Raw genomic sequence first — 26,629 nt, forward strand, 5'->3', positions numbered from 1 at the left:
ATCGAGGCTAGCGCCCCGCGCAGCCACGACCACCGTCGACCTTCCCGACAGCAGAGGACAACAACACCACCATGATCAACTTAAGCTAAGTGGCATTGCTTCTTGAGGCGAGGGTGGGAGTAGGTTGCTGCACGTTCTCGCGAGTTCCACGGAAAGCTGGCTACGGCGGCGGTGAGTCACTCAGGGCGGACTGGAATTCTGATGTTGAGGAACAGGTGAACCTCGCTAGTCTGCTGCTTGTTGGCGATGTCCGGGGTGGCGCCTCCCGCTACTGAAATTCAATTCGTGATGTCGGTCGGATCGTGGTGTCGTGCAGATTGGAAACCGCTGGGCGCTGGCCATCCGGGATCAAGAGCGTGGCTGCAGCCAGTGACGCGCGGCGGCCAGTGTCACCTCGATGTCGTCGCTCCATGAACAGACTTCTAGCCACGCCAAGTAGCCGCCCTGCGTGAAGGCCAGGACCTCGCCGGGGCACTCACCGGCCTCGGTGACGAGCTGCGCTTCGGCCGCCACGACAGTGCCGGGGCCGGTGGGCGCGGGCTCGACCTTGCTGGTGTCGAGTTCGAAGTAGGCGGTACCGCACCCGCATGTGCAGCGAGCTCGCACGCTGAGGTGCGGAACCTGCCGTCGGAGCGCGGCATAAACCGGACTGTCCGTGTTCAGGACTGCCGCAAACACGTCGGCTACGTCGGCAGGCAGGCTCCCGGTCATCCCGTCACCGTATCTGAGCAGGGGCTTTTGGCTCCGACCGTGCCTGACCCATTGCCGTTCGGCCGGCCGGTGTGTTCACGCGTTCAGGTCTAAGGGCTGTCCCGTAACTGCTGGCCACGGGTGACATGATCTTGGTGTGTCTGCTGTGATCACGGCGTCGGAGCCGTCATGGATAGCCCCCTTCTCCGGGTTGAGCCCGCGTCAGTTCAGCAAGCTGATCACGGCACTGCGCCGGGAAGGCGCCGACCCGGTCCGCAAGGGCCGGCCGTGGAGCCTGCCTCTTGAGGATCGGGTCCTGCTGGTCGCCGCGTACTGGCGGACCAACCTGACCATGCGGCAGCTCGCCCCGCTTTTCGGAGTCTCCAAGTCCGCGGCCGACCGCATCATCGACCACCTCGGGCCGTCGCTCGCCCTCCAGCAGCGCAAGCGCTTCGGAAAGGACACCGTGCTGATCGTCGACGGCACCCTGGTCCCCACCCGCGACCACACCGTCGCCGAGCAGTCGAAGAACTACCGGTACTCCACCAACCACCAGGTCGTCATCGACGCCGACACCCGGCTCGTCGTCGCCGTCGGCCGGCCACTGCCCGGCAACCGCAACGACTGCAAGGCGTGGGAGCTGTCCGGAGCGAAGGCGGCCGTCGGCAGGACCACCGTGATCGCGGACGGCGGCTACCGGGGCACCGGCCTGGTCATCCCGCACCGCCGCGAACCCGGCCAGGTCGCACTCCCGGGCTGGAAAGAGGAACACAACACCTCCCACCGCATAGTCCGCGCCCGCGTCGAGCACGCCTTCGCCCGAATGAAGACCTACAAGATCCTCCGCGACTGCCGCCTCAAAGGCGACGGCGTCCACCAGGCCATGCTTGGCATCGCCCGGCTGCACAATCTCACCCTCGCCGGGTGAGCAGGAGCCCAGCAGCTCATCCAGCCCGTCGTAGATCATTTACGGGACAGCCCTTAGGTTGGTGCTGGCGAGGCAGCCGTCGATGACTTCCGGTCGGTACTGCAGCATCTTGAGCTTACGCTTCCCGGCGCGGGTGATCTGGCCCGCAGCACGAGATCGACGCGGGCACGCGGCCGGGGACGACGACGGACGAATCGGCCCAGCTCAAGGCAATGAAAAAGGAGATCGCCGAGCTGAAGCGGGCGAACGAGACCCTGAAGGCGGCGGCGAGTTTCTTCGCGGCCGAGCTCGACCCGGCTGGGCTCCAGGATGTGGAGGTCCGCCGTGGAGATGATGCGGTCGTAACGGTGGGAGGGTCCAGTAGCCCTGTGCGCCGTCGCCGACGGCTGCGGTCGGCCGGATACCCACCGACTCGAGGTGTCGGACGGCGGTTTCGACCAGTCTGGGGTCGATGTCGATAGACACACGTGGCGGGTGATCTCTCGGGGCGCCCACTGTCGTGGCTGACTTTCTGTGGCTGAGGTTGAAGGTGCGACGGGGATCAGGCGACCCGCGACGGTGGTGCGATCGTCCGTGCTCGGTCGTACAGGTCGAGCGCCGTCGCGTTCTTCAGATGAGGGCGCAGGAGACCGAACATCGCCTGCACGCGGTCGTCGGCGCGGCCGGACTGCACCTTGGGGTAGTCGTCGAGGGTCTGGTGCCAGGTGACGCAGGCCGCTTCCAGGTGGCCGAGTTCCAACTGCCGCTCTGCCAACAGGCCACGACGGTGTACGCGTGTGCGCTGGTACACGCTCGGCCGGAGCCGGTCCGCCTGCTGCATGGCGTCGACGGCTCCGGACTTGTCACCGAGTTCGTAACGTACCTGGCTGACGTGGTAGTTGAGCGAAGAGGGGTCGTACGAGCCGAACGCCTTCCCGCGTGACTCGGCACGGTCCATGGCCGCCTCGGCCTCCCGGATGCAGCGCAGCGCACCCGTACGGTCGCCGGTCTGCGCGGCGGCGTGTGCCTGCTGGCCGACGAGGAAGGCCAGCATCCGGGGGCCGGCCTTCGGGGAGGCGGCGGCAGCGGCGTCGGCCAGTTCCATGGCCTTCGCCCCGTGGCGGAGGTCGACCGCCTGGACGCTCATGCCCCGCAAGGTGGTGCAGTACGTCAGGTGGTCCTCGGCCGCGCCCGCCAGCTCCAGGGCCTTGACGTAGTAGCGCTGCGCGAGACCGTGCAGACCTTCGTCCACGGCCATGTAGCCGGTCAGGTAGAGCAGGTCCGAGGCGGCGGACAGCATCGCCTTGCGTACGTTCTCGGGTGCGTCGGCGCGCAGGTAGGAGGCCACGGTGTTGACCATGAACGAGGCTGCCATGGGGCGTGCGTGACGACCGCCGAACTCGTCGTCCAGTTCCGAAACCCGCTCGGTCATGGCGATGACCATGTCCACTTCGTTCATACCGATGCGACTTGTGCGGCCGGACTGAATGGCATCGGCCCGCCCGACCACATCCGGCCAGCCGGGAATGGTGACGGCGACGGAGAACAGGCCGGCACCCAGGACGCTGCGGCGGGACGGGTCCATATCCAGCCTCCCCAGGTCGATCACCCCTTCCACGGTATCCGCAGCCGTGGAGGAGCGATCGCGTGGAACGGGCAGTCCGGCCTCGGCATGGGTGACGGGGCGGCCGAGGCGGCGGGAGAGAGCTTCGAGGATGCATCCGCGCACCGCACCCCGAGGGACGGTGCCGCCCAGCCAGTGGCTCACCGCCGACTCGTCGTAACGAAGAGGGATCCCGGTCTCTGTACCGACGCGGTTCACCGCCCGTGCGAACTGGCGGTGAGTCCAGCGGCTCTCGGCGAGCAGGCGCCCGAGCGCCACGTTCGATTCACGCTCGGCCATGCTCTCAACTCCCCTTGACCTTGCGAACTTTCAAGGCTTTCAAGTCCTGACGCTGCGGCAACGGTACCGCTGAGCGTGGCCGTGCGGTTGCGTAGAGACAGCAGGCAACGGCGAGTCCTCGCCGCAGCAGTCGTCTGAAGGGCTGAGGGATGAGAAGCGAAGCACGGGCCCGTCTGGCTCGGATGACCGAGGAGCATGGCATGGACGGGGTGTTGAGGATCGACACCTACCAGGGCGCGGACCTGCCGCCGGGTTCGAACCGGTTCTCGCCGTGTCTCTGCCCGCAGCACGGCGGTGCCACGCCCGAGTACGGCGCGGAGATGCTGAGCGCCGCAGTGCGCGAGGCCAACCAGCGCAGCCGCGGAGAGCGGCTGTGAACCGGTTAGCCGCAGCCGTCAGCCGCTACGTCGGACCACTCCTGATCACCACCATCTCGGGATCGGTCAGTTTCGTCCTGGGCGTCGCCGCCGCGTCCACCCCCACCTGACTCCTCCCCGTCACGCATCCAGGCTCTCCACCTGTGATGAGGGAGCGCCCGCCGTCGGAAGCGGTGGGCACCCCGTCCGGCTGCCTTCTTCGCACCGCCGAGTTGCCGATCGGCGTCTCCGCGGGCCTTCTCGAGGAGGCAGGGGGCGCGTGGTGGCCAGGCCAACTCCCTGTCCGTATCCCGGCCACCCTGTTCCTGCTCCAGCCCCGGGCTTCGCCTGTGAACTGGCGACGGCCCGGGGCAACGAGGTGGATCAGCCGCGCAACCTGGCGAAGTCGGTGACGGTGGAGTGAGCGGGCTTCAGGGCGTCGACGAAGGTGGCGAATGTGGTGGGCGGGAGGGTGAGGACTGCTCCCGCCGCGACCTTTGAGTCACGTATGAAGACGTGGTCGGGACAGGGCGCTATCTCGACGCAGTTGTTGCCGTCGCCGCCGCCGGAGTGGGACGACTTCCGCCAGTTGCCGGGGGTGGTCACGGGGCGCCTCACCGTTTCTTCGTCAGCCTGTGGATGAAGTCACGCGAACGCTCGGGATCGAGTGACGCGGCCTCCACTCTACGGAAGAGCGTTCGATAGACGTCGAGTTGAGCCTCTGAATCGACGAACGCGGCTCCGTGCGGGGCGTCGCGCACGGCGGTGTCCAGCCTTGGTACGGCGCCGTCGGCCAGCATCATGGTGGTCCAGGTCGCACCGAAGTTGTCCAGGTCGAAGGGGATGACCCGCACGGTGATGTTGGATGCTTCCGAGAATTCCAGGACCCGGGCAAGCTGAGTTCGTGCGACGGCGCCGTCGCCGACTCTGATGCGCAGCGCCGCCTCGTGAATGAGTGCCTCGTACGGGGCGTCCCTGTCCCCTTCGAGGATCACCTTGCGCCGCATGCGGTGCTCGACACGTGACTCGAGGTCGTCATGGGGGAGTGCGGGGACCCTGGAGGAGAAGGCAGCGCGGGCGTAGTCCTCGGTCTGGAGCAGCCCGGGAATGAACATGAACTCCACGTCGCGGCGGAAGGCGGCATGGTGTTCCAGTTCGGCGATGTCCATGAAGGGCGTAGGCAGTAGTCCTCGGTACTCCTCCCACCAGCCTCGGGTTCGGTCTGTCGCCATGGCGACCAGCGCGTCGATCAACCGCTCGTCACGGCACGCGTAATCGGCCGCGAGGCGGCGCAGGCGTGCCTCGCTCACACCGGTGAGCCCGGATTCGATGTGGCTGATCTGTGTGTGCCCCACTCCGAGCAGGGCTGCGGCTTCGCGAGAGGCGAGGCCCGCGGCTTCGCGGAGTCTGCGAAGTTCGACCGCCAGGCGCATCTGGCGTGCCGTGGGTTCCCGCCGCAGGGGCATCAGTGACTCCTTGGATCAATGCGCCTGTTGACGCGACTCGTTCGGGGGCGAATTGCGCGACCCGCTTGTTTCGCATCACATCTTAGGTCTACCTTCAGTGACGCGCCGCACACTCTGCGGAATCCCGGGGCACCGGAAGCGCACCACTCCGTCCTGCCAGGACGCGCGCGGCATTGCCACCGACCCCGCACTCAACCACTCACCACCGAGCAGGAGCTGCCGCATGCCCGAAACCGACCCGTGGGAGTACTCCCTCTACATCCCGAACGACGTCCGAGCCGTCACCGTCAGCCGCCGCACCCTCCGCCTCATCCTCACGATGCACGGCCTGATCGGCATGGTCGACGTGGCGGAACTCCTCGCGACGGAGCTGGTCTCGAACGCCGTACGGCACACCAAGGGCCCGGCCGCACTGCGCGTGCGCTGGCCGGGAAACGGCGTACTGCGCATCGGCGCGTGGGACGCGGACCCGTCCCCGCCCGAGCCGCCGCTCCCGTTCGACCGGGGGCTGGACGCCGAGGAGGGACGGGGGCTGGCCCTGGTGCGCGCCTGCGCCGACGTATGGGGCTGGCAGCCGCTGGCCCGGGAGGGCAACCGAGGCAAATACATCTGGTGCGAACTCGGCTCTTCGGGGTCGGCGGCGTGAACGTTTCGTCGCCGCTCGAAAGGGTGAACGTGCCGCGATCACCCGACAATCCGGTCCTACTCCAGAAATAGATTGCGCGCATGGTCACATCCACCCACGAGACGAACTGGTCACCAAGGCAAGGAAGAACGCATGAATCCTGTTGATGACGCCTCTACCTTGAGCGTTTCGTGGCGGAAGTCCACATACAGCGACAGCGGAGCACAGTGTGTCGAGTGCGGGCTCGTCGACCGTCAGTGGATGGCCGTCCGGGACAGCAAGAATCCGACCGGCCCGGCGCTGGTCTTCGACAGTGCCGTGATGTCCGCGTTCACCGCCGCTGTGGCCCGTGGCGGGCTCCGCTCCGACGCGTAGGAGGGCGACCCGCTCAAACGACGGCTCGCTCCGACGAGTTCGGAGCGTGCCGCTTTCCTCGTGGCCCCGCCACTTCGAGTCACGACGCGGTCACGATCTCCGTCCCGACCGCGGACGCGCTCTTGCCGCCCTCACCCCCCTGGCGTACACCAGAGCGCACGGGACAGCGCCGGACGTTCGACGAGGAACGAAGAACGGGGCAGTGATGCGCACGAGCAGCACCATGCGGACTCGCAAGACCCACGGTAGAACCTTCAGCAGGACCACCCGGGCCGCCGCCACCCTCGCCGTGGGAGCGCTCGCGCTCTCGCTCACCGCGTGCGGCGGCGATGACGGCAACGGCGGTGGCGACAGCGGCGACAAGGGGGGCGGCAGCCAGGAGCCGGCGTCCTCCGTCACCCTTCCGAAGCTGGACGGCGAGAGCCTGGAGGTCGCCGCCGTCTGGACCGGTACGGAGCAGGAGAACTTCAAGAAGGTCCTCGCCGAGTTCGAGAAGCGCACCGGCGCCAAGGTGACCTTCGTGCCCGCGCAGGACCCCATCGTCAACTTCCTCGGCTCGAAGATCGCGGGCGGCGCCCCGCCGGACGTAGCGCTGCTCCCGCAGCCCGGCGCCATCAAGCAGGCCGTAGACAAGGGCTGGGCCAAGCCGCTGGGCGCCGAGGCGACCAAGGAGCTCGGCGAGAACTACTCGCAGGGCTGGCAGGACATCGGCAAGGTCGACGGCAAGCAGTACGGCGTGTACTACAAGGCCGCCAACAAGTCCCTGATCTGGTACAACGCTCAGGTCTTCGAGAACGCGGGCGCCGCCGAGCCCAAGACCTGGGACGAGCTGCTCGACACCGCCCAGATGATCTACGACTCGGGGGTCACCCCGTTCTCGGTCGGCGGCGCGGACGGCTGGACGCTCACCGACTGGTTCGAGAACGTCTACCTCTCGCAGGCGGGCCCGGAGAAGTACGACCAGCTCGCCAAGCACGAGATCAAGTGGACGGACCCTTCCGTGAAGGAGGCCCTGACCACCCTCGCGGAGATCTGGGGCAAGGACGACTACGTCGCGGGCGGCGCGTCCGGCGCGCTCCAGACGGAGTTCCCGGCCTCGGTGACGCAGACCTTCACCGGCGGCGACCAGCCCAAGGCGGGCATGGTCTACGAGGGCGACTTCGTCCAGGTCAACATCGGTGAGACGAAGGCGAAGGTCGGCACGGACGCGAAGGTGTTCCCGTTCCCGGCCGTCGGCGACACCGCGCCGGTGGTGTCCGGCGGCGACGCGGCCGTGATCCTGGACGACTCCAAGGCGGCGCAGGCGCTGGCCACCTGGCTGGCCTCGCCGGACGCGGCGGCGATCCAGGCGAAGCTCGGCGGCTTCCTCTCGCCCAACAAGAACATCGACTCCTCGGTGTATCCGAACGAAGTGCAGAAGAAGATCGCCGAGGCGCTGGTCTCGGCCGGCGACGACTTCCGCTTCGACATGTCGGACCAGGCCCCGCAGGCCTTCGGCGGCACCCCCGGCAAGGGCGAGTGGAAGGTGCTGCAGGACTTCCTCAAGAACCCGAAGGACGTCGCCGGCGCCCAGAAGAAGCTGGAGGCGGACGCGGCTGCCGCCTACGGAGGCTGACGCGATGACGTCGGCCACGGCGGCAGGGGACTCGTCCACCTCGTCGGGCCCTGCCGCCCCCAAGTCACGCAAGTCACGCAAGTCGCCCAAGAGCGTGACCGGCACCCGTAAGTCCGTGGCGGTTCTGTTCCTGCTGCCCGCTCTGGTGCTGCTCGGCGCGCTCGTGGTCTACCCGATCGGGTACTCGCTGATCCGCAGCTTCTACGACCAGTCCGGCGACTCCTTCGCCGGATTCGACAACTACGAAGCGCTGTTCACCGACGACGGCATCCGCACCGCCCTGAAGAACAACATCATCTGGGTGGTGTTCGCGCCGACGGTCGCCACCGCGCTCGGCCTGATCTTCGCGGTACTGACCGAACGCATCCGCTGGGGCACCGCGTTCAAGCTGGTCGTCTTCATGCCGATGGCGATCTCGATGCTGGCGGCCGGCATCATCTTCCGCCTCGTGTACGACCAGGACCCGGACAAGGGCGTCGCCAACGCGGTGTGGGTCGGGGTGCACGACACGTTCGCCGAGTCGTCCGCGTTCCCGAAGGCGCACCCGGGCCGCCAGTCGCCGCTGGAGCCGGCCGGCGGGGGCGCGTTCGTCACCAAGCAGCCGGTCGGCCTCGGCACGCCGGTCGTCCTGCCCCTCGTCGGCGTCGCCCCCGACGTGATGCCGGACGGCGCGCAGAAGGCCGTAGTCGCCGAGCCCGAGGACGGGAAGGTCACCGGTACCACCTGGCAGGACTTCACCCGCGGCAAGGGCGTCGGGAAGCTGGGCGGCGTCGACGCGGCCGAGCTGGGCTACGCCGGGATGAAGATCGAGGCCGTCAAGGACGGCGAGGTCGTCGCGTCGACCACGGCGGCCGCGGACGGCACCTTCACGCTGCCCGCCGCGGCCGACGGGGCGCTGCTCAGACTGCCCGCCGACAACTTCAAGGAGCCGTACAACGGCCTGAACTGGCTCGGCCCCTCCCTCGTCACCCCGGCGATCATCGGGTCGTACGTATGGATGTGGGCGGGCTTCGCCATGGTGCTGATCGCGGCGGGGCTGGCCGGGATGCCCAGGGAGCTGCTCGAGGCCGCCCGGGTCGACGGCGCCAACGAGTGGCAGGTCTTCAGACGGGTCACGGTGCCGCTCCTCGCACCGGTCCTCGCGGTCGTGGTCGTCACCCTGATGATCAACGTGCTGAAGGTCTTCGACCTGGTCTTCATCATCGCCCCCGGCTCCTCCCAGGACGACGCGAACGTGCTCGCCCTGGAGCTGTACCGCAAGGGCTTCGCCTCCGACCAGCCGGGCGTCGCCAGCGCCATCGCGGTGTTCCTGCTGCTCCTGGTCATCCCGGTGATGTGGTTCAACGTACGGCGACTGCGGCGGGAGGTGCGGCGATGACCGCGCAGGCGGGTTCCCTCACCGAACCGGTGGTGCCATCACCGCCGCCCAAGACGGTCGTCAAGGCGAAGCAGTCGCTGGGGTCGCGGATCACCGAAGGTCTCAGCGGCGGTCTCGTCCGGGTGTTCCTGATCGTGGTGGGCCTGTTCTGGCTGGTCCCGACGATCGGGCTGCTGCTGTCCTCGCTGCGCACGCCCGAGGACATGGCGGCGAACGGCTGGTGGGAGGTCTTCACCAAGCCGTCCCAGCTCACCTTCCAGAGCTACGAGGAGTTGCTGAAGAACGGCGACATCACCTCCTCCCTGCTCAACACCGTGATGATCACGGTCCCGGCGACCGTTCTGGTCGTGGTCATCGGGTCCCTCGCCGGGTACGCCTTCGCGTGGATGGACTTCCCGGGCCGCGACTGGTGGTTCCTGGCCGTGGTCGGGCTGCTCGTCGTCCCCGTGCAGGTCGCCCTGATCCCGATCGCCGAACTCTTCGGCAAGATCGGTCTGTTCGGCTCCGTCGTCGGCGTGATCCTCTTCCACGTCGGCTTCGGCCTGCCCTTCGCGGTGTTCCTGCTGCGGAACTTCTTCGCGGAGATCCCGCGCGAGCTGCTGGAGGCCGCCCGGCTGGACGGCGCGGGTGAACTGCGGCTGTTCCTGCGGGTCGTGATGCCGCTCGGCGGGCCCGCGATCGCCAGCCTCGGCATCTTCCAGTTCCTGTGGGTGTGGAACGACATGCTGGTCGCGCTGATCTTCTCGGACTCCGGGAGCCAGCCGATCACGGTCGCCCTGCAGACCCAGGTACGGCAGTTCGGCAACAACATCGACGTCCTGGCACCGGGAGCGTTCATCTCCATGGTGATCCCGCTGGCCGTGTTCTTCGCGTTCCAGCGGCAGTTCGTCTCCGGCGTGATGGCGGGCGCCGTCAAGTAGCCGTCGCTCCAACACCCGTGAGGGGGCGGGCCGGTCACCGGTCCGCCCCCTCATCCGTATGGGCACGACGTCCCCCGAATGCCGCAGGGACCGTAACCAAGTCACTCCATTGGCCGTTCCCGGGCCGAACGCCCGCACCGACCCCGCCGACCCATGGATGTCCCCGTGCCCAGGTTCAGTGTCATCGTTCCCGCGTACCAGGTTCAGGCGTATCTGCACGCGTGCCTGGAGTCGGTGCTGTCCCAGTCGTACCCGGACCTCGAGGTGATCGTGGTCGACGACTGCTCGCCGGACGCGTGCGGGGCGATCGCCGACGAGTTCGCGGCCCGCGACCCGCGCGTACGCGCCGTGCACCTGCCGGACAACCAGGGCCTCGGCCCGGCCCGCAACGCCGGCCTGGAACGGGCGAGCGGTGACTACCTGGTCTTCCTCGACGGCGACGACACCCTCACCCCGGGCGCGCTCGGGGCCGTCGCCGACCGGATCAAGGAGACCGGGGAGCCCGACGTCCTGGTCTACGACTACGCGCGCACCTACTGGACCGGCGAGACGGTCCGCAACCAGGCCGCCGCGCACCTCACCGAACAGGGCCCGGCGCCGTTCCGGCTCACCGACCGGCCGGGGCTGCTGAACCTGCTCATGGTGGCCTGGAACAAGGCGGTACGGCGGGAGTTCGCCGAGCGCGAGGGCTTCGCCTTCCCGCCGGGTTACTACGAGGACACCCCGTGGACGTACCCGGTCCTGATGACGGCGGGGTCCGTCGCCACCCTGGACCGGGTCTGCGTCCACTACCGGCAGCGCCGGCGGGGCAGCATCCTGGGCACGCCGAGCGAGCGGCACCTGGACGTCTTCGACCAGTACGACCGCGTCTTCGCGTTCCTGGAGGCACGCATGGAGACGGGCATCGAGACGCACCCGGAGTCACGCCCGGGGACGCCCCCGGAGCTGTCCCCGGAGCTGTCCCGCTGGCGCCCCGTTCTGTACCGCCGCATGGCCGACCACCTGACGACGGTCTACACCCGCCCCGACCGCCTCCCGCGTTCCCTGCGCGCCGAGTTCCTGCGCCGGGCCCGCGTCCACTGCCGCCGCTACCGGGTCCCCGGCGCCCCGGCCCCGCTGCCCGTCCGGCTGCGCCACGCCCTGCTCCGCCTCGGCCTGCGCCGCACCTACGCCGCCCTGCGCCTCGCGTCGGCCCTGCGCCGCCGTACGGCGAAGGGCACCGCGGCGCTCCTCAACGCCGCCCGGACCGGCACCCTCCGCCTGCACTACCGCGTCCAGCGCTGCCTCCCCCTGCGCGCCGACCGCGCCGTCTTCGCCGTCGACGGGGGCCGGGGGTACGGCCGCGACCCGGGCGCGCTGGAGGAGGCGTTCCGCCGTCTCGCGCCGCACGTGCGCACGGCGTGGGCCGCCGACCCCGCGCACCACCACACCGTCCCGCCCGGCACGCGCCGCCTGGCCCCCGGCACGGCCGCCCACTGGACGGCCCTGGCCCGCTCCCGCTACCTGGTGCGCGACTCGGCCTTCGACGCGGGCCTGGTCAGGCGCCGGGGCCAGATCCTGGTCCAGACGCAGAACGGGACGCCCCTCAAGCACATGGGCCTGGACCTCCAGGAGCGCCCGGCCGCCGCGCGCGGCACCGACTTCGCCCGGCTGCTGCGCGACGTCGACTCCTGGGACTACGTGGTCTCCGCCAACCTCCACTCCACCCTGACCTGGGAACGCGTCCACCCCGGCGGCTACACCACCCTGGAGTACGGCCAGCCGCGCACCGACGTGCTCCAGCGGGCGACGGCGTCGGACGTGGCCCGGCTGCGGGAGACCCTCGGCATCCCCGAGGGCACCGTCGCGATCCTGTACGCGCCCACCCACCGCGACTACCGGCGCACCCAGCGCACCGCCCTGGACCTGGAGCGCGTCGTGCGCCGGCTCGGCCCGCGCTTCATGGTGCTGGCCCGCGCCCACCCCCGCCACGGCGGCCCGCTCGCCGCGTCCGGGGGCCGGGTCCTCGATGTGAGCGACCACCCGCACGTGGAGTCGCTCTGCCTGGCCTCGGACGCCCTTGTCACCGACTACTCGGCACTGATGTTCGACTACGCGGGCCTGGACCGCCCGATCGTGATCCACGCCGACGAGCCGGAGGCGTACGGGGCGGCCCGCGGCACCTACTTCGACCTGGGCTCGTTCCCGCCGGGCGCGATCGCGCGGGACGAGGACGAGCTGATCGGGGTCTTCGCCGGCGGCGACTGGCACGGCGCCCGCTCGGCGCGGCTGCGGGCCGCCTTCCGCGAGCGGTTCTGCCCGTACGACGACGGCCGCGCCGCCGACCGCGTCGTACGCCGGGTCGTCCTGGGTGAGAGGGACCATCCGCCGGTCGTTCCGCTCGCCGCGCGCCGTCCCGCACCCTCGGCCGCCGCGTCCCTGGTCCGCGCGCCGCTGGCGACGGTGCCGCAACCCGCGGGGCCCCGCACCGTCACCGACAGCCTCTGACCGCCGTTTGTCCACCGGGAGTTCGCATGCCTGGCAGCATGCCCCACAACATGCCAATCAGGGCAAACAGGGTAAACAGGACGCAGTTCACGAGAGAAAGAGCAGTATGCCCCGCTTCAGCATCATCGTCCCGTCCCATGGGGTCGCGGGGCGGCTCTCCCAGGCACTGGACTCGGTCCTCGCCCAGTCCTTCGGCGACTTCGAGCTGATCCCGGTCTGCGACGCCCCGGACTCCGCCGCCGCCGACGTCGCCGTCGAGCGCGCCGAGCGGGACTCCCGGGTGACGCCCGTGCACGCGCCGCCGTCGGCCGGTCTTGCCGGAGCGCGCAACAGCGGGATGCGGGCGGCGACCGGCGCGTACCTGCTGTTCCTCGACGGCGACGACACCCTCACCCCCGGCGCGCTGGCGGCCCTGGACGCGCGGCTGGCGGAGACCGGCGGGGTGGACGTGCTGTATTCCGAGTACGAGCGCGTGCCCTGGTGGGAGGGCGAGGTCACCAATCCGGCCGCCCCGCTGCTGGCGAGGACCCCGGACGGCGCCTTCGCCCCCGACCGCGCCCCGCACCTGACCGGCGTGCACCTGCCCGCGTGGAGCGCGGTGTACCGCCGTACCTTCCTCGCCGAGCGGCGCCTCGACTTCCCCGGCGGGCACTTCACCGACGTCGGTTTCGGCGCCCTGGTCGCGGCGCGCGCCGAACGCGTGGCGGTGCTGCGCTCCGTGGTCGTACGGCATCTGGTGCGCCGCCAGGGCAACCGGCTGAACCTGCCAGGCGAGCACCACGCGGAACTGCTCGACCAGGCCGAACTGGCCCTCGCGCACGCCGCCGAGCGGGGTCTGCCGGACGAGCGGCGCGGCCCGCTGTTCGAGCAGCTCTTCGCCGCGATCCTGAAGACGGCCACCCACCCCCGGCGCCTTACCCGCCGGGGGCGCCGTGCCTTCTACCGCCGGGCGAGCCGCCTCTACCGCCGTCACCGCCCCGCCGGTTTCCGGCCGCCCGGCGGGCGGCTCGGCGTGCAGCACCGGCTGCTGGCGGCCGGCTCGTACACGGGCTTCCGCGCCCTGCGCGCCGCCAACCGGGCGGCCACCGGGGTACTGCGACGCCTGCCGTGGCCGCGGGGGCTGCGCACCCGCCTGCTGTACCGCCGCCACCTGCGCCGCTCGCTGGACGCGAACCTCGTCGTGTACTGCGCCTACTGGGGCCGCGGCTACGCCTGCAACCCCGCCGCGATCCATCGCGCGGCCCGCGAACTCGCCCCGCACCTGCGGTCGGTGTTCCTGGTCGAGCCGGACCAGGCGCACACGGTCCCGGCGGACGTCGACCACGCCGTCATCGGCAGCGCGCGCTACTGGGAGGTGCTGGCCCGCGCCAAGTACCTCGTCAACAACGCCAACTTCGCCGAGGGCGTCGTCAAACGCCCCGGCAGCGTGCACGTGCAGACCCAGCACGGCACCCCGCTGAAGACGATGGGCGTGGACCAGTCGACGTATCCGGTGGTGGCCGCGGCCACCGGCAGCTTCACCAAGCTCCTTGGCCGCGTGGACCGCTGGGACTACAACCTGTCCGCCAACCGCCACTCCACCCAGATGTGGGAGCGCGCCTTCCCGGGCTCCTACGAGCACCTGGAGTACGGCTATCCGCGCAACGACGTGTACTGCACGGCGAGCGCCGAGGACGTGGCCCGCGTCCGGCGCGAACTGGGCGTCCCGGAGGGGAAGACGGCGGTGCTGTACGCGCCCACGCACCGGGACTACGAGACCGGTTTCGCATCCGGTCTCGCATCCGGTTCCGCATCCGGTTCCGGCACCGGCGGCTTGGATCTGGAGGCGTTCTGCGAGGCGGCCGGCGAGGACGTGGTGGTGCTGCTGCGCGCCCACTACTTCTACGACCGGGGCGGGCAGCGGGAACGCACCGGCCGGATCATCGACGTGACCGGGCACCGTTCCTCCGAGGACGTGTGCCTGGCGGCGGACGCGCTGGTCACCGACTACTCGTCGATCATGTTCGACTACGCCAACCTGAACCGCCCGATCGTCGTGTACGCCGACGACTGGGACGTCTACCGGGAGACCCGCGGCGTCTACTTCGACCTGATGGCGGCGCCGCCGGGACCGGTGGCGCGGACCCCGGAGGAGCTGGCCCGCGTCTTCGGCGACGGCTCGTACGCGGGCCCGGAGTCGGCGGCGCTGCGGGCGGCCTTCCGGGAGCGGTTCTGCGAGTTCGACGACGGCCGGGCCGCCGAGCGCGTCGTACGCCGGGTGCTGCTCGGCGAACCTCCCGAGGCGCTGCCCCCCGTGATCCCGCTCGCGAAGCGCGTCCCGGCCCCCGCCGCCGCCACCCTCGTAAGGAGCTGACCCCGCCGTGCCCCGCTTCAGCGTCATCGTCCCGTGCTTCAAGGTGCAGGGATTCCTGCGCGAGTGCCTCGACTCGGTCCTGGACCAGTCCTTCAGCGACATCGAGGTCGTCGCCGTCGACGACTGCTCGCCGGACGGCTCCGGCGCGGTACTCGACGAGTACGCCGCCCGGGACGAACGGGTGCGGGTGCTGCACCTGGCGGAGAACGTCGGCCTCGGCCGGGCCCGCAACGCCGGGCTGCCGCACGCGAGCGGCGACTACCTCCTCTTCCTCGACAGCGACGACACCCTCACCCCGGGCGCCCTGCGCGCCATGGCCGACCGGCTCGCGGAGACGGGCTACCCAGAAGGCCCAGAAGGCCCAGAAGGCCCTGACGTGCTGGTCTTCGACTACGCGCGCACCTACTGGTGGGGCGGCACCCGGCGCAACGTACTGGCCCGGGTGCTGGCCGAGGCGGGCGACGGCACCTTCACGGCCGCCGGGCACCCCGAGATCCTCGACCTGCTGATGGTGGTGTGGAACAAGGTCTACCGGCGCGACTTCGTGGAACGGGAGGGCTTCACCTTCCCGCCCGGCTACTACGAGGACACGCCCTGGACGTTCCCGGTGATGTTCAGCGCGGAGCGGATCGCCGCGCTGGACCGCGTCTGCCTCAACTACCGGCAGCGCCGCCAGGGCAACATCCTGTCCACGACCAGCCGCAAGCACTTCGACGTGCACGCGCAGTACGAGCGGGTCTTCGCCTTCCTCGACGCACACCCGGACCTGGCCCGCTGGCGGCCGTTCCTGCACGCCAAGATGGGCGAGCACTGTCTGGACATCCTGTCCAAGCCGGACCGGCTGCCGCCGTCCGACCGGGCCGAGTTCTTCCACCGCACCGCCAAGATGTTCCGCGCCTACCGGCCGGACGACGCGGAGGTCCCGGCCGAACTCCGGGTACTGCAGGGGCCGTACGCCACCTACCGGCTGCGGCGGCAGTCCGGACGGGCGGCCCTGGAGCTGGAGCGCCGGACGCGCCCGGTCCGCGCGGCGGCCGCCGGACGGCTGCGCCGGGTCGCGAGCGCGGTGCACACGCGCCGGCCGCCGGACCCGGACCTCGCCGTCTACTCGGCGTTCTCCCACCGGGGTGTGCTGGGCGACCCCGCCGCGATCCACCGCGCGGCCCGCGAACTCGCCCCGCACCTGCGCGGGGTGTGGGTGGTGCGCGACGAGGAGTACGCGGCGGACACCGCCCTGCTGCCGCCGGGTACGGAGCACGTGATCCTGGGCAGTGCGGCCTACCGCCGGGTGACCGAGCGGGCGACGTTCTTCGTCAACAACGTCAACTGGCCCGGCTCCGTGGCCAAGCGGGACGGCAGCGTCCACATCCACACCCACCAGGGCACCCCGCTCAAGTACATGGGCGTCGACCTGCTGTCCAGGCCCGGCGCCCGGCACGGCCTTGACGTGCCGCAGATGCTGCGCCGCGCCGACCGCTGGGACCACAGCCTGGTCGCGGGCCGGTACGCGGAGCGGGTGTGGGAGCGGGCGTTCCCGTGCCACTTCACGTCCGCGCGCACCGGCAGCCCGCGCAACGACGCCCTGGTGAACGCGGGGCCCGAGGACGGCCGCCGGGTCCGTGAGCGGCTCGGTGTCCCCGACGGCCACACCGTCGTGCTGTACGCGCCGACCCGTCGCGAGTACCGGCGGGGCGGGCACGTCGACCGGATCGACCTGGCGCGGCTCGCCGCCGACCTCGGCGACGGCCACACCCTGGTGGTCCGCCTGCACCCGTCCCTCGCCACCGGCGCGGCCCGCGGCATGGGCCTGTCGGAGCTGCACCGGCGGGGCGTCCTGGTCGACGCGACGGACGAACCGCACGTCGAGGACCTGATGCTCGCCTCCGACCTGCTGATCACCGACTACTCCGCCCTGATGTTCGACTACGTCCTCCTGGACCGCCCGATCGTGATCCACGCCGACGACTGGAACCCGTACGCGGCCAGCCGCGGCGCCTACGTCGACATCACCGACGAGGCGCCGGGGCACGTCTCGCGCTCCTACCGGGAGCTGGCATGGCTGCTCGCGTCCGGGACGTGGCGGGACGAGGAGGCGGCGCGGCTGCGGTCGGCGTTCCGGGCGCGGTACTGCGAGTACGAGGACGGCCGGGCCGCCGAGCGGGTGGTGCGGACGCTGATGCTGGGCGAGCCGATGCCCGAGCCGGAACCCTCCGGCATCCCCGGCACCCGCGCCGTCCCGTCCGGGCGCGACCTGCTGCCCTCCTCGTGAGACCCCGCAGTCCGGGCCCGGTCCTGGGGGTGCTGCTCCTGGCCGCCGTGTTCGCGGCGCTCCAGCTCGCGAACATCACCGGCCGGGACACCCCCGACACCAAGAACTACCTGTCGTACGCGCTGAGCCTGACCGGCGAGAGCAAGCGCGGGGCGGCGACGGCCACCATCGACTACGTGTGCGCGAGCCGGGCGGAGCGGGCCCGCCGGGACCAGAGCGTGCACGTGGTCCACTTCCACCGCCCCGACCCCACCGACGAGGTGCTGGCCGAGTGCCGCGAGCGGGAATGGGCGGTGGTGGAGCCACGGTTGGCGGCCGGACACACCGACGGACAGACCGGTGGGCATAGCGGCGGGCACACGGGCGGACAGACCGTCGGGCAGACCGGCGGGCACACCGTGCCGTTCATGCCGGAGCGCTTCATGCGGATCTTCGAGGCGCGGCCCGGCTATCCGGCGTTCCTGGTGCCGTTCGTCCTGGCCTTCGGCGTGACCTGGGGTCTGTGGGCGGCGGGCGTCGTCATCGCCTGCGCGGGCGGGGTCCTGGCCTTCCTGATCCTTCGAACCCTGTCGGTGCCGGTGCCGCTCGCGCTGGCCGGGCAGGCGCTGTACTACGTGCTGCCGTGCGGGACGACCGCGATGCGCCCGATGACCGAGGGGCTGCTGATGGCGCTGACCCTGGCGGCGGTGTGGGGCTGTGCGCTGGTCCTGCGGGCCGGACGCACGCGGGCCGGGCTCGCCCTGGTCGCCGGGTCGCTGCTCGCCCTGTTCACGGTCAAGCACTCCCAGGCCCTGTTCCTGGGTCTGTGTCTGGCGGCGGCGGGCGCGCTGATCGCCCTGCGGCGACGCCGACGCCAACGCCAACGCCGACTCCGACGGGGCGAGCCGTCGTCGGCCCGGGGCGTGCTCGCGCTCGCGGCGGTGGGGCTGGCGGGGGTCGCCGTCACCCTGTTGCTGGCCCGGCTGCTGCACTACCCGTCCTCGTCGGACAGCCTCCAGGACCTGCTCACCGACCACTTCGCCCGGCCCGACCGGGAACGTCCGTGGGCGGAGTTCTGGCAGTTGCAGGGCAACTTCTGGGTGGAGTGGCTGCGCCGGCAGGCGTGGCACCCGCTGTTCGTGGCGGCGCTGGGCGCCGGGGCGCGGGGCGCGCTGCGGCGCGGGGGCGCGGTCGGCGGTTTCCTGGTCGCGGCGGCGTTCACCGGGATCCTCACCCAGGCCGGGCACCCGGACATCAACATCTGGGGCGAGCGGCTGATCGTGCTGGCGTGGCTGCTGCCGGTGATCGGGGTGCCCCTGCTGCTGGAGCCGGTGGTGCGGGGCGCGGTGCGGGGCGCCTGGGCGCCACTGCCCGTGCAGGGACAGACCGACCGGGGCGGTGGGATCGCGTCAGCCGACCCGACCCGACCGGGCCCGACCGGGCCGGGACGATCGGCTGACGCGATCGGCTGACCGTCCGCCGCCCGGGTGACTTGGGTTGCTGGGCGATTGACGGGGGCGACCCCACCGGGAACATACGCCAAATGTCCCGAATGCCCCTTCCTCTTCCTGCTTCGTGAGCGCCGGCACCCTCGTCCGGCAGTCGGTGCGCGGCGCGACGGCGCTGCGCGGCGGCCGTGTCTGGCGCCCCACCCCGTACCAGGCCGTCGGCTTCCTGTTCTTCCTGGTGATGTCACTGGCGTACTTCGCGGTGCCGCTGTGCTGCGACGCCGGCCAGCACGCGGCCGTCGTGGAACGCCTGAAGGCCGACCTGCTCCACCCCCGCCACCCGATGGCCGACCTGCCGGGCTCGGGCAGCGCGTACTACTCGCCGTACGCGCTGGCGCAGGGCGTGTTCGCCCGGCTGACGGGACTGGGCGGCTGGGAGGTGGTGCGGCTCGCCGGGCCGCTGAACCTGCTGGTGCTGCTGACCGGCCTGGGCCGCTTCGTGCGGGTACTGACCCCCCGGCCGCGGCCGTGGGCGCCGGTGCTGGCGCTGGGCGCGATGACGCTGCTGTGGGGCACCGAGCGGGCCTGGTGGAGCGGCTATCTCGGGCTGATGTCGATGACCGGCAACCTCGGCTACCCGTCGACGTTCGCGATCGGGCTGACCTTCTGGGCCTGGGCGCTGACCGGGGCACGGGCGCGGGACGTCCGCCGGGTGCGGTACGTGGGGCCGAGCGGACTGCGCGGCCTGCCCGGATACGCGGGCCTCGGCGCCCTGTACGGGCTGATCCTGCTGGTCCACCCGATTACCTCGGTGGGGGCGGCGCTGGGCGCGGTGGCGCTGGTGGCCGGATGGCAGCGCGGGTGGCGGCACGGGGGGCATGGCGGGCGGTACGGGTGGCGCGGGCGCCGGGACGGGTGGCGTGGGCCGGTCGTCGGGCGGTGGGCGCTGACCGGCGCCGTGGCGTTGGTTGCGGCGACGGTCTGGCCGTACTTCGACGTGTTCGCGCTGGCCGGCGACGACAGCGTGGACGGAATGCACCGGGTCCTGTATCTGCACCTGCCCGGGGAGTTCTGGCTGGCGCTGCTGGGCCTGCCGGCGCTGTGGGCGCGCGGACGCCGCTCCGCCCGGGACCCGCTGGTGCTGATGTTCGCGCTGGACTGCGCGGTGGTGGCGTACGGCTGGTTCAGCGGCCACTACACCTACGGCCGGATCCTCGGGCTCACGCTCGTGCCGTTGCAGTTCGCCCTGGCGGTGGAGCTGGCGGCGCCCCGGCCGTGGGGGCGGTGGCGGGCGACGCTGGGGTGGGCCGCGACCGCGGGCGCCCTGCTGGGCTTCCTCACGGTCCACGCGGGGGCGGTGGTGCCGCGCGCGCTGGACCCGGTCGGCTTCGAGCAGCCGCCGAACTGGCCGACGTACGAGTGGGCGGCCCGGCACATCGGCCCCGGCGAGGTCGTGATCACCGACGGCTACTACGCCGGGCACGCCATCGCCGGGTACGGGCCGAACCTCGCGGCGCCCGCCTGGCCGGACCCGTCGCTGGACGAGCGGGAGCGCGGGCGGCGGGTGGCCGACGTCGAGGCGTATCTGGCGCCCGGTTCGACCCGCGCCGAGCGCGCCGCCGTCGTCCGCCGCTACCACGTCCGGTGGCTGCTGCTGACGCGCTGGCAGCCGGTGCCCGAGGAGGCGGTGGTGGTGGCGTGGAGCGAACGGACGGGCGAGGTGCTGGCGCGGGTCGGGTGAGCGCCTGCCGAGTCGGTTGATCGACTACTCGACGACGAGGTCGACCGGGATGTTGCCGCGGGTGGCGTTGGAGTAGGGGCAGACCTGGTGGGCCTGCTCGACCAGCTTGCGGCCGGTCTCCTGGTCCAGCCCCTCGGGCAGCTCGACCCGGAGGGTGACGGCGAGCGCGAAACCCTCACCCTGCTTGCCGATGCCCACCTCGGCGGTCACCGCGGCATCACTGACGTCGACCTTCGCCGCCCGGCCGACGACCCCGAGGGCGCTGCCGAAACAGGCGGCGTATCCGGCGGCGAACAACTGCTCGGGGTTGGTGCCCTGCCCGTTGCCGCCCATCTCGACGGGGATGCCGAGTGCGAGGTCGACCTTGCCGTCGGAGGTGACGGTGCGGCCGTCGCGGCCGTGAGTGGCGGTGGCTGCGGCGGTGTAGAGCGCGTCCATGGGAACCGTCCCTGGCTTGGGGAGAAGTGTCGTGGCGACTTGCTTCTGACTTCCAACTTCTGACAACCACGAGTAGAGCACACAATTCAGTTGCGCACAATTAAATGACGGTCAAGAGCTGTCGGCTATCCTGGGCGTCATGACCGCGCCCGCGCCCGCAACCGCAACCGACTGGCTCCGCCTGGACCAGCAGATCTGCTTCTCCCTGAACGCCGCCTCGCGCGCCTTCGGCGGCGTCTACCGCGTGGTCCTCAAGGACCTCGGGCTCACCTACCCGCAGTACCTGGTGATGCTGGTGCTCTGGGAGCACGGCGGGCACGACGGGCACGACGGGCACGGCGGCGGGCTGCCCGTGAAGAAGCTCGGCGAGCACCTCCGCCTCGACTCCGGCACGCTGTCGCCCCTGCTCAAGCGGCTGGAGGCGGCCGGCCTCGTCCGGCGTGAGCGCAGCGCGCGCGACGAGCGGTCGGTGGAGGTGCGGCCGACCGCCGAGGGCACGGCGCTGCGCGAACGGGCCGTCGAGGTACCGCGCCGGATCGCGGCGGCGACCGACCTGGACCTCGCGGACATCCAGGACCTGCGCGCCCGCCTCGACCGGCTCACGGCGGCCTTGGACGCCTACGGCCAGGAGCCTCCCCCCGCCTCTTCGTGAGGGCTGATTACCCGGCGGGGAACCGGATGCCGGATCATGGGCACAGAGGACCGACCGACTGACGGACTTCACTGACGAGGAGACGGCCGCAATGACCTGGCTGATCACCGGCGGCGCCGGATACATCGGGGCGCACGTCGTAAGGGCGATGACCGAGGCGGGCGAGCAGGCCGTGGTCTACGACGACCTGTCCACCGGCATCGCCGACCGCGTGCCCGACGGCGTCCCCCTGGTGGTGGGCTCGGTCCTGGACGGCGAACGGGTCGCGCGCGCCCTGGCCGACCACTCCGTCACCGGCGTCGTCCACCTCGCCGCCAAGAAGCAGGTCGGCGAGTCGGTGGACCTGCCCCTGCACTACTACCGGGAGAACGTCGAGGGCCTGCGGGTCCTGCTGGACGCGGTCACGAAGGCCGAGGTCCCGTCCTTCGTCTTCTCCTCCTCCGCCGCGGTGTACGGCATGCCCGACGTCGACCTCGTGACCGAGGAGACGCCGTGCGTGCCCATGTCGCCGTACGGCGAGACCAAGCTGGCCGGCGAGTGGCTGGTCCGCGCCACCGGCAAGGCGTCGGGCCTGGCCACGGCCTCGCTGCGCTACTTCAACGTCGCCGGCGCGGCGAGCCCGGAGCTGGCCGACACCGGCGTCTACAACCTCGTCCCGATGGTCTTCGAGAAGCTGACCGAGTCCGCGGCCCCCCGGATCTTCGGCGACGACTACGCGACGCCGGACGGCACCTGCGTGCGCGACTACATCCACGTCGTCGACCTGGCCGAGGCCCACGTGGCCGCGGCCCGCGCCCTCCAGTCCTCCCCCGGCCGCACCCTCACCCTCAACATCGGCCGCGGCGAGGGCGTCTCCGTCCGCGAGATGATCGACCGCATCAACGCCCTCACCGGCTACGACCAGCCCCCGACGGTCACCCCCCGCCGCCCGGGCGACCCGGCCCGCGTCGTCGCCTCGGCCGACCGCGCCGCCGTCGAACTGGCCTGGAAGGCCAAGTACGACGTCGAAGACATGATCACGTCGGCCTGGGCGGGCTGGGTACGGCTGCATCCGGAGGCGGCGCGGGACTGACGCCCGGGAGTCACCGGGACGAGGAGACCTGCTCGCGCACCCACGAGGGGTCGGGATTGGTGTACGGCCGGCCCGCCACGAGCAGAGTGGGCACGGTCTCATTGCCGTCGTTGGCCGCTCGCACCACTTCCGCGCCGGCCTCGTCCCGCCATATGTCGACCCAGTACAACCGCGTGGCCTTCCGGCCCAACCGGATGCGCAGCCGCATGCAGTAGGCGCACCCCGGCCGCCAGAAGACGACCGGCCGTCCGTCGACGGCACTGCGCCGCTGCGCCTCCAGCGCACCGACCGACCTGGGAAACACCAGGGGCGAATTCATCGCCGCCAGCAGCACGAACACCAGGAGGAGCACGACAGCCGTACCCAGGCTGCCCTGGACGATCAGCCCGACCGCAACGCCCACTCCGGCGGCCAGGAGCAGCGCCGGCCCACTCCACACCCGCCTCACTGGACCCGGTCCGGCGTCACACGCCGCCCGGCCTCCCGAGCCGCCTGCTCCAGCCGACCCCGGTACGTCTCCCACCAAGCCGGATCCTCCGACGCCACGCCGACATTGCCCTTCCTCATCCCCACGGCACCGTCCATGAGCTCCCGAACGATGTCGGCATGTCCGGCGTGCCGGTGCGTGTCGGCGATCACGCGCGTCACGGCATGATGCAACGTCACCTCGTCCTTCCCACTGGCCCACCACGGCACCTTGCCGACCGTGTCCAGCGCCAGCGCGTCGATCGTCGCGTCCGCGTGGGCCCACGCCCGGTGGTACAGCTCCACGATGTACTCGCGTGACTCGTCGGCGGTGACCCACATGTCCGCGTTGGCCTCGGCATCGTCCGCGAGCCAGGGCAGCGGTTCGCCCGACGGCCGCCCGAAGGTGACGCCGAGGTAGCCCAGCTCCACACTGGCGGCGTGCTTCACCAGGCCCAGCAGGTTGGTACCGGTCGGTGTCGCCGGACGGCGGATGTCGTACTCCGAGAGCCCTTCGAGCTTCCAGAGCAGGGCGTCGCGTGCGGACTGCAAGTAGAATTGAATCCTCCCCTCCCTGAAGGGAGGGGATTCCTGGCTCAGGCTGCCTCCTGGAGCGGCGCTCCAGGAGGTCTTGTGCCCTCGGCACCAGCCGGGTTGAGACCAGCCCGGAGGAGCATGACGCGTGCGGAGTTCTTGTCCCTGGGGGATGCGGTTCCGCAGGCGGTGCAGGTGTAGGTGCGTTCACCCAGCGGCAGTGCGTGCTTGGCTCTCGCTCCGCACTGCGCGCAGTCCATCGTGGTGTACGCGGGGTGGACCAGGCGGATGTCCCGCCCGTGTTTGCGTCCCATCTCGATCAGGGCGGTCTTGGTGGCGCCGATGGCGGCGTCGGCGGCCTTGCGGGCCATGGTCGTCCTGGCCAGGAACTTGGGGCGGAAGTCCTCGACCGCTACGGCATCATGGTCTCGGACGACCTTCTTGGCCCACTTGCGGCCGGTGTCCGCACGCTGCCGGGCGGCCTTCTTGTGGGCCTTCGCCCGCAGCTTCTTCGCCGTCCGGTAGCCCCTCGACCCGCGTGTTCCCTTCTTCGGCCTGCGGCGGGCCATCATGCGGTCGTACCGGGCCAGCCTCACCCGTGCCTTCCCGCCATACTCGGGGTGCGTGAGGTCGTGTGCGTCGGACGTCGTGGTCGCCGTCTCCTTCACACCCCAGTCGACACCGAGGACCCGGCCGGTCTTCGGCAGCGGCTGGACCTGGGCCGGGACGACGAACGAGCCGTACCAGTGCCCGAGACTGTCCTGGTACACACGTACCGAGGACGGCTCGCCCGGCAACTCCCGCGACCACACCACCGACACGACGATGCCACCCGCCAGATACAGCCGGCCGTCGCCCAGCCGGAAACCGCGCCGGGTGTAGTTCAGCGTCGCCAGCGCCTCACGCCTGGTCTTCCACGTCGGCATCCCGGCCCGGCGCGCCACAGGCAGACGCCCGGCGATGTCCTGGTGCGCCTTGGTACGGGAGCGGCCGAAGTCGCGGATGACCTGCTGCTGGGGAACGCACGAGCCCTCCCGCAGCCACGGCGTAGAGGCGCGGGCCCCGGTCAGCATCCTGTCCAACTGCGCCGGGCCGCACGTGGTCTTCTCGCCGGTCGCCCTGTTGTGCAGGTGCACGGCCCTGGACTTCGCGACGCACTCGTTCCACACCCACCGGCACCGGCCCCACTCCGCCTCCAGAGCCGTACGGGCAGCCGACGACACCCGCAACCGGTACGTGTACCGGGCACGCCCGCCCTCCGCACCCGCACCCGCCCCTGCCCCCGCCTGCGCCATCCCGCCCCTTCACGGCCGCGGTCAGGACACCGTGCCGTCCTGGACCCTGCGAAGGACCATACGTACGACAGCCGCACACACACCCGCCGATCCCGCAACCGCCACCCCGACCAGCGACCACAAGCACACGTGTTCGCATTGCCTTGGATCATGCCGGCAGCGGTACGGGCGCTCCGCGCCCGGAACCGGACTGCGGCGACGCTCCGCGTCGCAACACCCGGATGCGATTCCTCCCCGGCATGAACACCGGAGCCTCCTCACAAGAATCAGGTGAAACGTCGGCTTGCGACTGCGCTGCGGATACCCAGTGGGTACTCAGGAGACGGCCAGGCCGACGTGGTCGTCGAGGAAGTCGAAGAACCGCTCTGCGGAGAGCGCTCGGGCCGTCGACTCGCAGTGGCCGACGCATCTTCGGCCTTGGTGAAGCGGACATGCTCCGGACGGCCGGCCGGGTCAGGCGTGCCGCTGCCGACTACTCACCCTGCCCGGTGATCATCTCGAGCATGGCGCGGGCCGTGTTGTTCTCGGAGTCGATGCCATGGATCTCGGCGCCTTCGAAGGTGACGGCCTCCGCGCCGCGGGCGAACATGGCCTGCTCGTGCTCGGTGAGCGCGGCCTCGGCGTCGTCGGGGTGGGCGGCGAGGGTCTTGGCGAGTTCGGCGCCGTCGAGCATGGCCAGGTTGGCGCCCTCGCCGTTCGGTCCCGCGAGGTGGGCGGCGTCGCCGATCAGGGTCACCCCCGGCACCCTCTCCCACCGGTGCTCGGCGGGCAGGGTGTAGTGCGGGCGCAGCACGGGTGCCGTGTCGGCGTCCGTGATCAGCGCGGTGAGTTCCGGCGCCCAGTCGCCGAACTCCCGCGCGATCCGCGTGGCCGCGGCGGAGGCGTCCGTGAAGTCGATCGCGCCGAACCAGTCCCGCGGCTTGGACAGCGCCACGTAGGCGTGCAGCGTGTCGCCGGTCTCGCGGTGGGCGAAGATCTCCTTGCCCGGCGAGGGCGCGACCATCGACCCGCCGCCGACCATCTTCGCGGTGGCCGGGTGCCGGGTGTCGGCGTCGTACAGGTAGGTCTCGACGAACGACGTGCCGACGTATTCGGGTGTGGCGTCGGACAGCAGTGGCCGTACCCGCGACCACGCTCCGTCCGCGCCGACGAGCAGGCCCGTGACGACGGTGCCGCCGTCGGCGAAGGCCACCTCGTGGCGGCCCTCCCCGAGGGCCCGGGCGCCGCTGGCCTTGTGCCCCCACCTGACCGTGCCGGCCGGGAGCGAGTCGAGCAGGATGCGGCGCAGCTCGGCGCGCTGCACCTCGGGGCGTCCGCCCGTGCCGTCGTCGGCCATCTCGTGCAGGACCGTCCCGTCCTGCTCGACGAGCCGGATCGTCTGACGGCCCTCGACGACGACGGCGCGGAACTCGTCCATCAGGCCGGCCGCCTCGAGGGCGAGCTGCCCGTTGTGGTCGTGGATGTCGAGCATCCCGCCCTGCGTGCGTGCCGCGGGGGACGCTTCGGCCTCGTAGACGGTGGCCGGGATTCCGTGGACGTGCAGGACGCGGGCGAGCGTGAGGCCGCCGAGTCCGGCGCCGATGATGGTGACGGGCGTGTGCATGGTGGCTCCTCGGGATCGGGGCCGCCGGTGATCTCCGGCGGCCTTCTCCTGAAAGGTG

Annotated in this window: 23 protein-coding genes and 1 pseudogene; 15 read left to right on the top strand and 9 right to left on the bottom strand. The window is 71.1% G+C overall.

The features are described from left to right. Positions 1 to 348 precede the first annotated feature (348 nt). Positions 349 to 711: a hypothetical protein gene (locus KUM40_RS17345; RefSeq protein ID WP_217166889.1), complete on the bottom strand. Its 363-nt coding sequence runs from the start codon at positions 709 to 711 to the stop codon at positions 349 to 351. 136 nt (positions 712 to 847) lie between these two features. Between KUM40_RS17345 and KUM40_RS17350 the strand changes: the two genes are divergently transcribed. Next, the gene (locus KUM40_RS17350; protein ID WP_217166890.1) at positions 848 to 1,618 is read left to right on the top strand and encodes a transposase; all 771 of its coding nucleotides are present in this window, start codon (positions 848 to 850) and stop codon (positions 1,616 to 1,618) included. Between the two features lie 152 nt (positions 1,619 to 1,770). Next, a pseudogene (locus KUM40_RS41385) lies at positions 1,771 to 1,913 on the top strand (IS3 family transposase); the annotation flags it as partial. A 246-nt stretch (positions 1,914 to 2,159) separates the two neighbouring features. Here the strand turns inward: KUM40_RS41385 and KUM40_RS17355 are convergent. Continuing rightward, on the bottom strand, positions 2,160 to 3,500 hold the full coding sequence (locus KUM40_RS17355; RefSeq protein WP_254395254.1) for a tetratricopeptide repeat protein: 1,341 nt from the start codon (positions 3,498 to 3,500) through the stop codon (positions 2,160 to 2,162). A gap of 200 nt (positions 3,501 to 3,700) precedes the next feature. On the opposite strand from KUM40_RS17355, the gene KUM40_RS17360 reads away from it, so the two are divergent. Beyond that, positions 3,701 to 3,877, top strand: coding sequence for a hypothetical protein (locus KUM40_RS17360; RefSeq protein WP_254395255.1), 177 nt, complete (start codon positions 3,701 to 3,703; stop codon positions 3,875 to 3,877). Positions 3,878 to 4,240: 363 nt separating this feature from the next. On the opposite strand, the gene KUM40_RS17365 is transcribed toward KUM40_RS17360, so the two are convergent. Then, entirely contained in the window at positions 4,241 to 4,462 is a 222-nt protein-coding gene (locus KUM40_RS17365) for a DUF397 domain-containing protein (RefSeq protein WP_217166892.1), read from the bottom strand. Positions 4,463 to 4,470: 8 nt separating this feature from the next. Continuing rightward, positions 4,471 to 5,322 carry a helix-turn-helix transcriptional regulator gene (locus KUM40_RS17370; protein WP_217166893.1) on the bottom strand — a complete coding sequence of 284 codons (852 nt, stop codon included), beginning with the start codon at positions 5,320 to 5,322 and terminating at the stop codon, positions 4,471 to 4,473. Between the two features lie 223 nt (positions 5,323 to 5,545). Here KUM40_RS17370 and KUM40_RS17375 point away from each other — a divergent pair, with 223 nt between their 5' ends. The 10 genes from KUM40_RS17375 (at position 5,546) to KUM40_RS17420 (ending at position 20,512) form a co-directional block, all read left to right on the top strand. Beyond that, on the top strand, positions 5,546 to 5,968 hold the full coding sequence (locus KUM40_RS17375; RefSeq protein WP_217166894.1) for an ATP-binding protein: 423 nt from the start codon (positions 5,546 to 5,548) through the stop codon (positions 5,966 to 5,968). A 132-nt stretch (positions 5,969 to 6,100) separates the two neighbouring features. Beyond that, positions 6,101 to 6,322: a DUF397 domain-containing protein gene (locus KUM40_RS17380; RefSeq protein ID WP_217166895.1), complete on the top strand. Its 222-nt coding sequence runs from the start codon at positions 6,101 to 6,103 to the stop codon at positions 6,320 to 6,322. Between the two features lie 205 nt (positions 6,323 to 6,527). Continuing rightward, on the top strand, positions 6,528 to 7,937 hold the full coding sequence (locus KUM40_RS17385) for an ABC transporter substrate-binding protein (protein ID WP_217166896.1): 1,410 nt from the start codon (positions 6,528 to 6,530) through the stop codon (positions 7,935 to 7,937). Positions 7,938 to 7,941: 4 nt separating this feature from the next. Then, entirely contained in the window at positions 7,942 to 9,315 is a 1,374-nt protein-coding gene (locus KUM40_RS17390) for a carbohydrate ABC transporter permease (RefSeq protein WP_217166897.1), read from the top strand. After that, positions 9,312 to 10,235: a carbohydrate ABC transporter permease gene (locus KUM40_RS17395; protein WP_217166898.1), complete on the top strand. Its 924-nt coding sequence runs from the start codon at positions 9,312 to 9,314 to the stop codon at positions 10,233 to 10,235. The genes KUM40_RS17390 and KUM40_RS17395 overlap by 4 nt, the downstream gene beginning before the upstream one ends. 165 nt (positions 10,236 to 10,400) lie before the next feature. After that, complete coding sequence (locus KUM40_RS17400; protein WP_217166899.1) at positions 10,401 to 12,722, top strand: bifunctional glycosyltransferase family 2 protein/CDP-glycerol:glycerophosphate glycerophosphotransferase; 2,322 nt, start codon at positions 10,401 to 10,403, stop codon at positions 12,720 to 12,722. Between the two features lie 106 nt (positions 12,723 to 12,828). Beyond that, complete coding sequence (locus KUM40_RS17405; protein ID WP_217166900.1) at positions 12,829 to 15,075, top strand: CDP-glycerol glycerophosphotransferase family protein; 2,247 nt, start codon at positions 12,829 to 12,831, stop codon at positions 15,073 to 15,075. A gap of 7 nt (positions 15,076 to 15,082) precedes the next feature. Then, positions 15,083 to 17,344 carry a bifunctional glycosyltransferase/CDP-glycerol:glycerophosphate glycerophosphotransferase gene (locus tag KUM40_RS17410; RefSeq protein WP_217166901.1) on the top strand — a complete coding sequence of 754 codons (2,262 nt, stop codon included), beginning with the start codon at positions 15,083 to 15,085 and terminating at the stop codon, positions 17,342 to 17,344. Further along, positions 17,341 to 18,795, top strand: a complete 1,455-nt coding sequence (locus KUM40_RS17415; RefSeq protein WP_308401174.1) for a hypothetical protein — start codon at positions 17,341 to 17,343, stop codon at positions 18,793 to 18,795. Before KUM40_RS17410 ends, KUM40_RS17415 begins: the two co-directional genes overlap by 4 nt. A gap of 103 nt (positions 18,796 to 18,898) precedes the next feature. After that, the gene (locus KUM40_RS17420) at positions 18,899 to 20,512 is read left to right on the top strand and encodes a hypothetical protein (protein ID WP_217166902.1); all 1,614 of its coding nucleotides are present in this window, start codon (positions 18,899 to 18,901) and stop codon (positions 20,510 to 20,512) included. 24 nt (positions 20,513 to 20,536) lie between these two features. On the opposite strand, the gene KUM40_RS17425 is transcribed toward KUM40_RS17420, so the two are convergent. Beyond that, complete coding sequence (locus tag KUM40_RS17425) at positions 20,537 to 20,950, bottom strand: organic hydroperoxide resistance protein (protein WP_217166903.1); 414 nt, start codon at positions 20,948 to 20,950, stop codon at positions 20,537 to 20,539. Between the two features lie 139 nt (positions 20,951 to 21,089). On the opposite strand from KUM40_RS17425, the gene KUM40_RS17430 reads away from it, so the two are divergent. Then, entirely contained in the window at positions 21,090 to 21,602 is a 513-nt protein-coding gene (locus KUM40_RS17430) for a MarR family winged helix-turn-helix transcriptional regulator (protein ID WP_217166904.1), read from the top strand. Between the two features lie 91 nt (positions 21,603 to 21,693). Beyond that, on the top strand, positions 21,694 to 22,674 hold the full coding sequence (galE, locus tag KUM40_RS17435; protein WP_217166905.1) for a UDP-glucose 4-epimerase GalE: 981 nt from the start codon (positions 21,694 to 21,696) through the stop codon (positions 22,672 to 22,674). Between the two features lie 10 nt (positions 22,675 to 22,684). Here the strand turns inward: galE and KUM40_RS17440 are convergent, their stop codons facing one another. From KUM40_RS17440 to KUM40_RS17455, 4 genes are all read right to left on the bottom strand, one after another. Further along, on the bottom strand, positions 22,685 to 23,122 hold the full coding sequence (locus KUM40_RS17440) for a glutaredoxin domain-containing protein (protein WP_217166906.1): 438 nt from the start codon (positions 23,120 to 23,122) through the stop codon (positions 22,685 to 22,687). Continuing rightward, positions 23,119 to 23,691 (bottom strand): DinB family protein, encoded by a 573-nt coding sequence (locus KUM40_RS17445; RefSeq protein WP_254395258.1) that lies wholly within the window; start codon positions 23,689 to 23,691, stop codon positions 23,119 to 23,121. The genes KUM40_RS17440 and KUM40_RS17445 overlap by 4 nt, the downstream gene beginning before the upstream one ends. A gap of 44 nt (positions 23,692 to 23,735) precedes the next feature. Continuing rightward, the gene (locus KUM40_RS17450; RefSeq protein ID WP_217166907.1) at positions 23,736 to 24,968 is read right to left on the bottom strand and encodes an RNA-guided endonuclease TnpB family protein; all 1,233 of its coding nucleotides are present in this window, start codon (positions 24,966 to 24,968) and stop codon (positions 23,736 to 23,738) included. 472 nt (positions 24,969 to 25,440) lie between these two features. Then, entirely contained in the window at positions 25,441 to 26,571 is a 1,131-nt protein-coding gene (locus KUM40_RS17455; protein WP_217166908.1) for an NAD(P)/FAD-dependent oxidoreductase, read from the bottom strand. Positions 26,572 to 26,629 lie beyond the last annotated feature (58 nt).

This window comes from Streptomyces sp. AC512_CC834 (assembly GCF_019049325.1).
GTDB lineage: Bacteria > Actinomycetota > Actinomycetes > Streptomycetales > Streptomycetaceae > Streptomyces.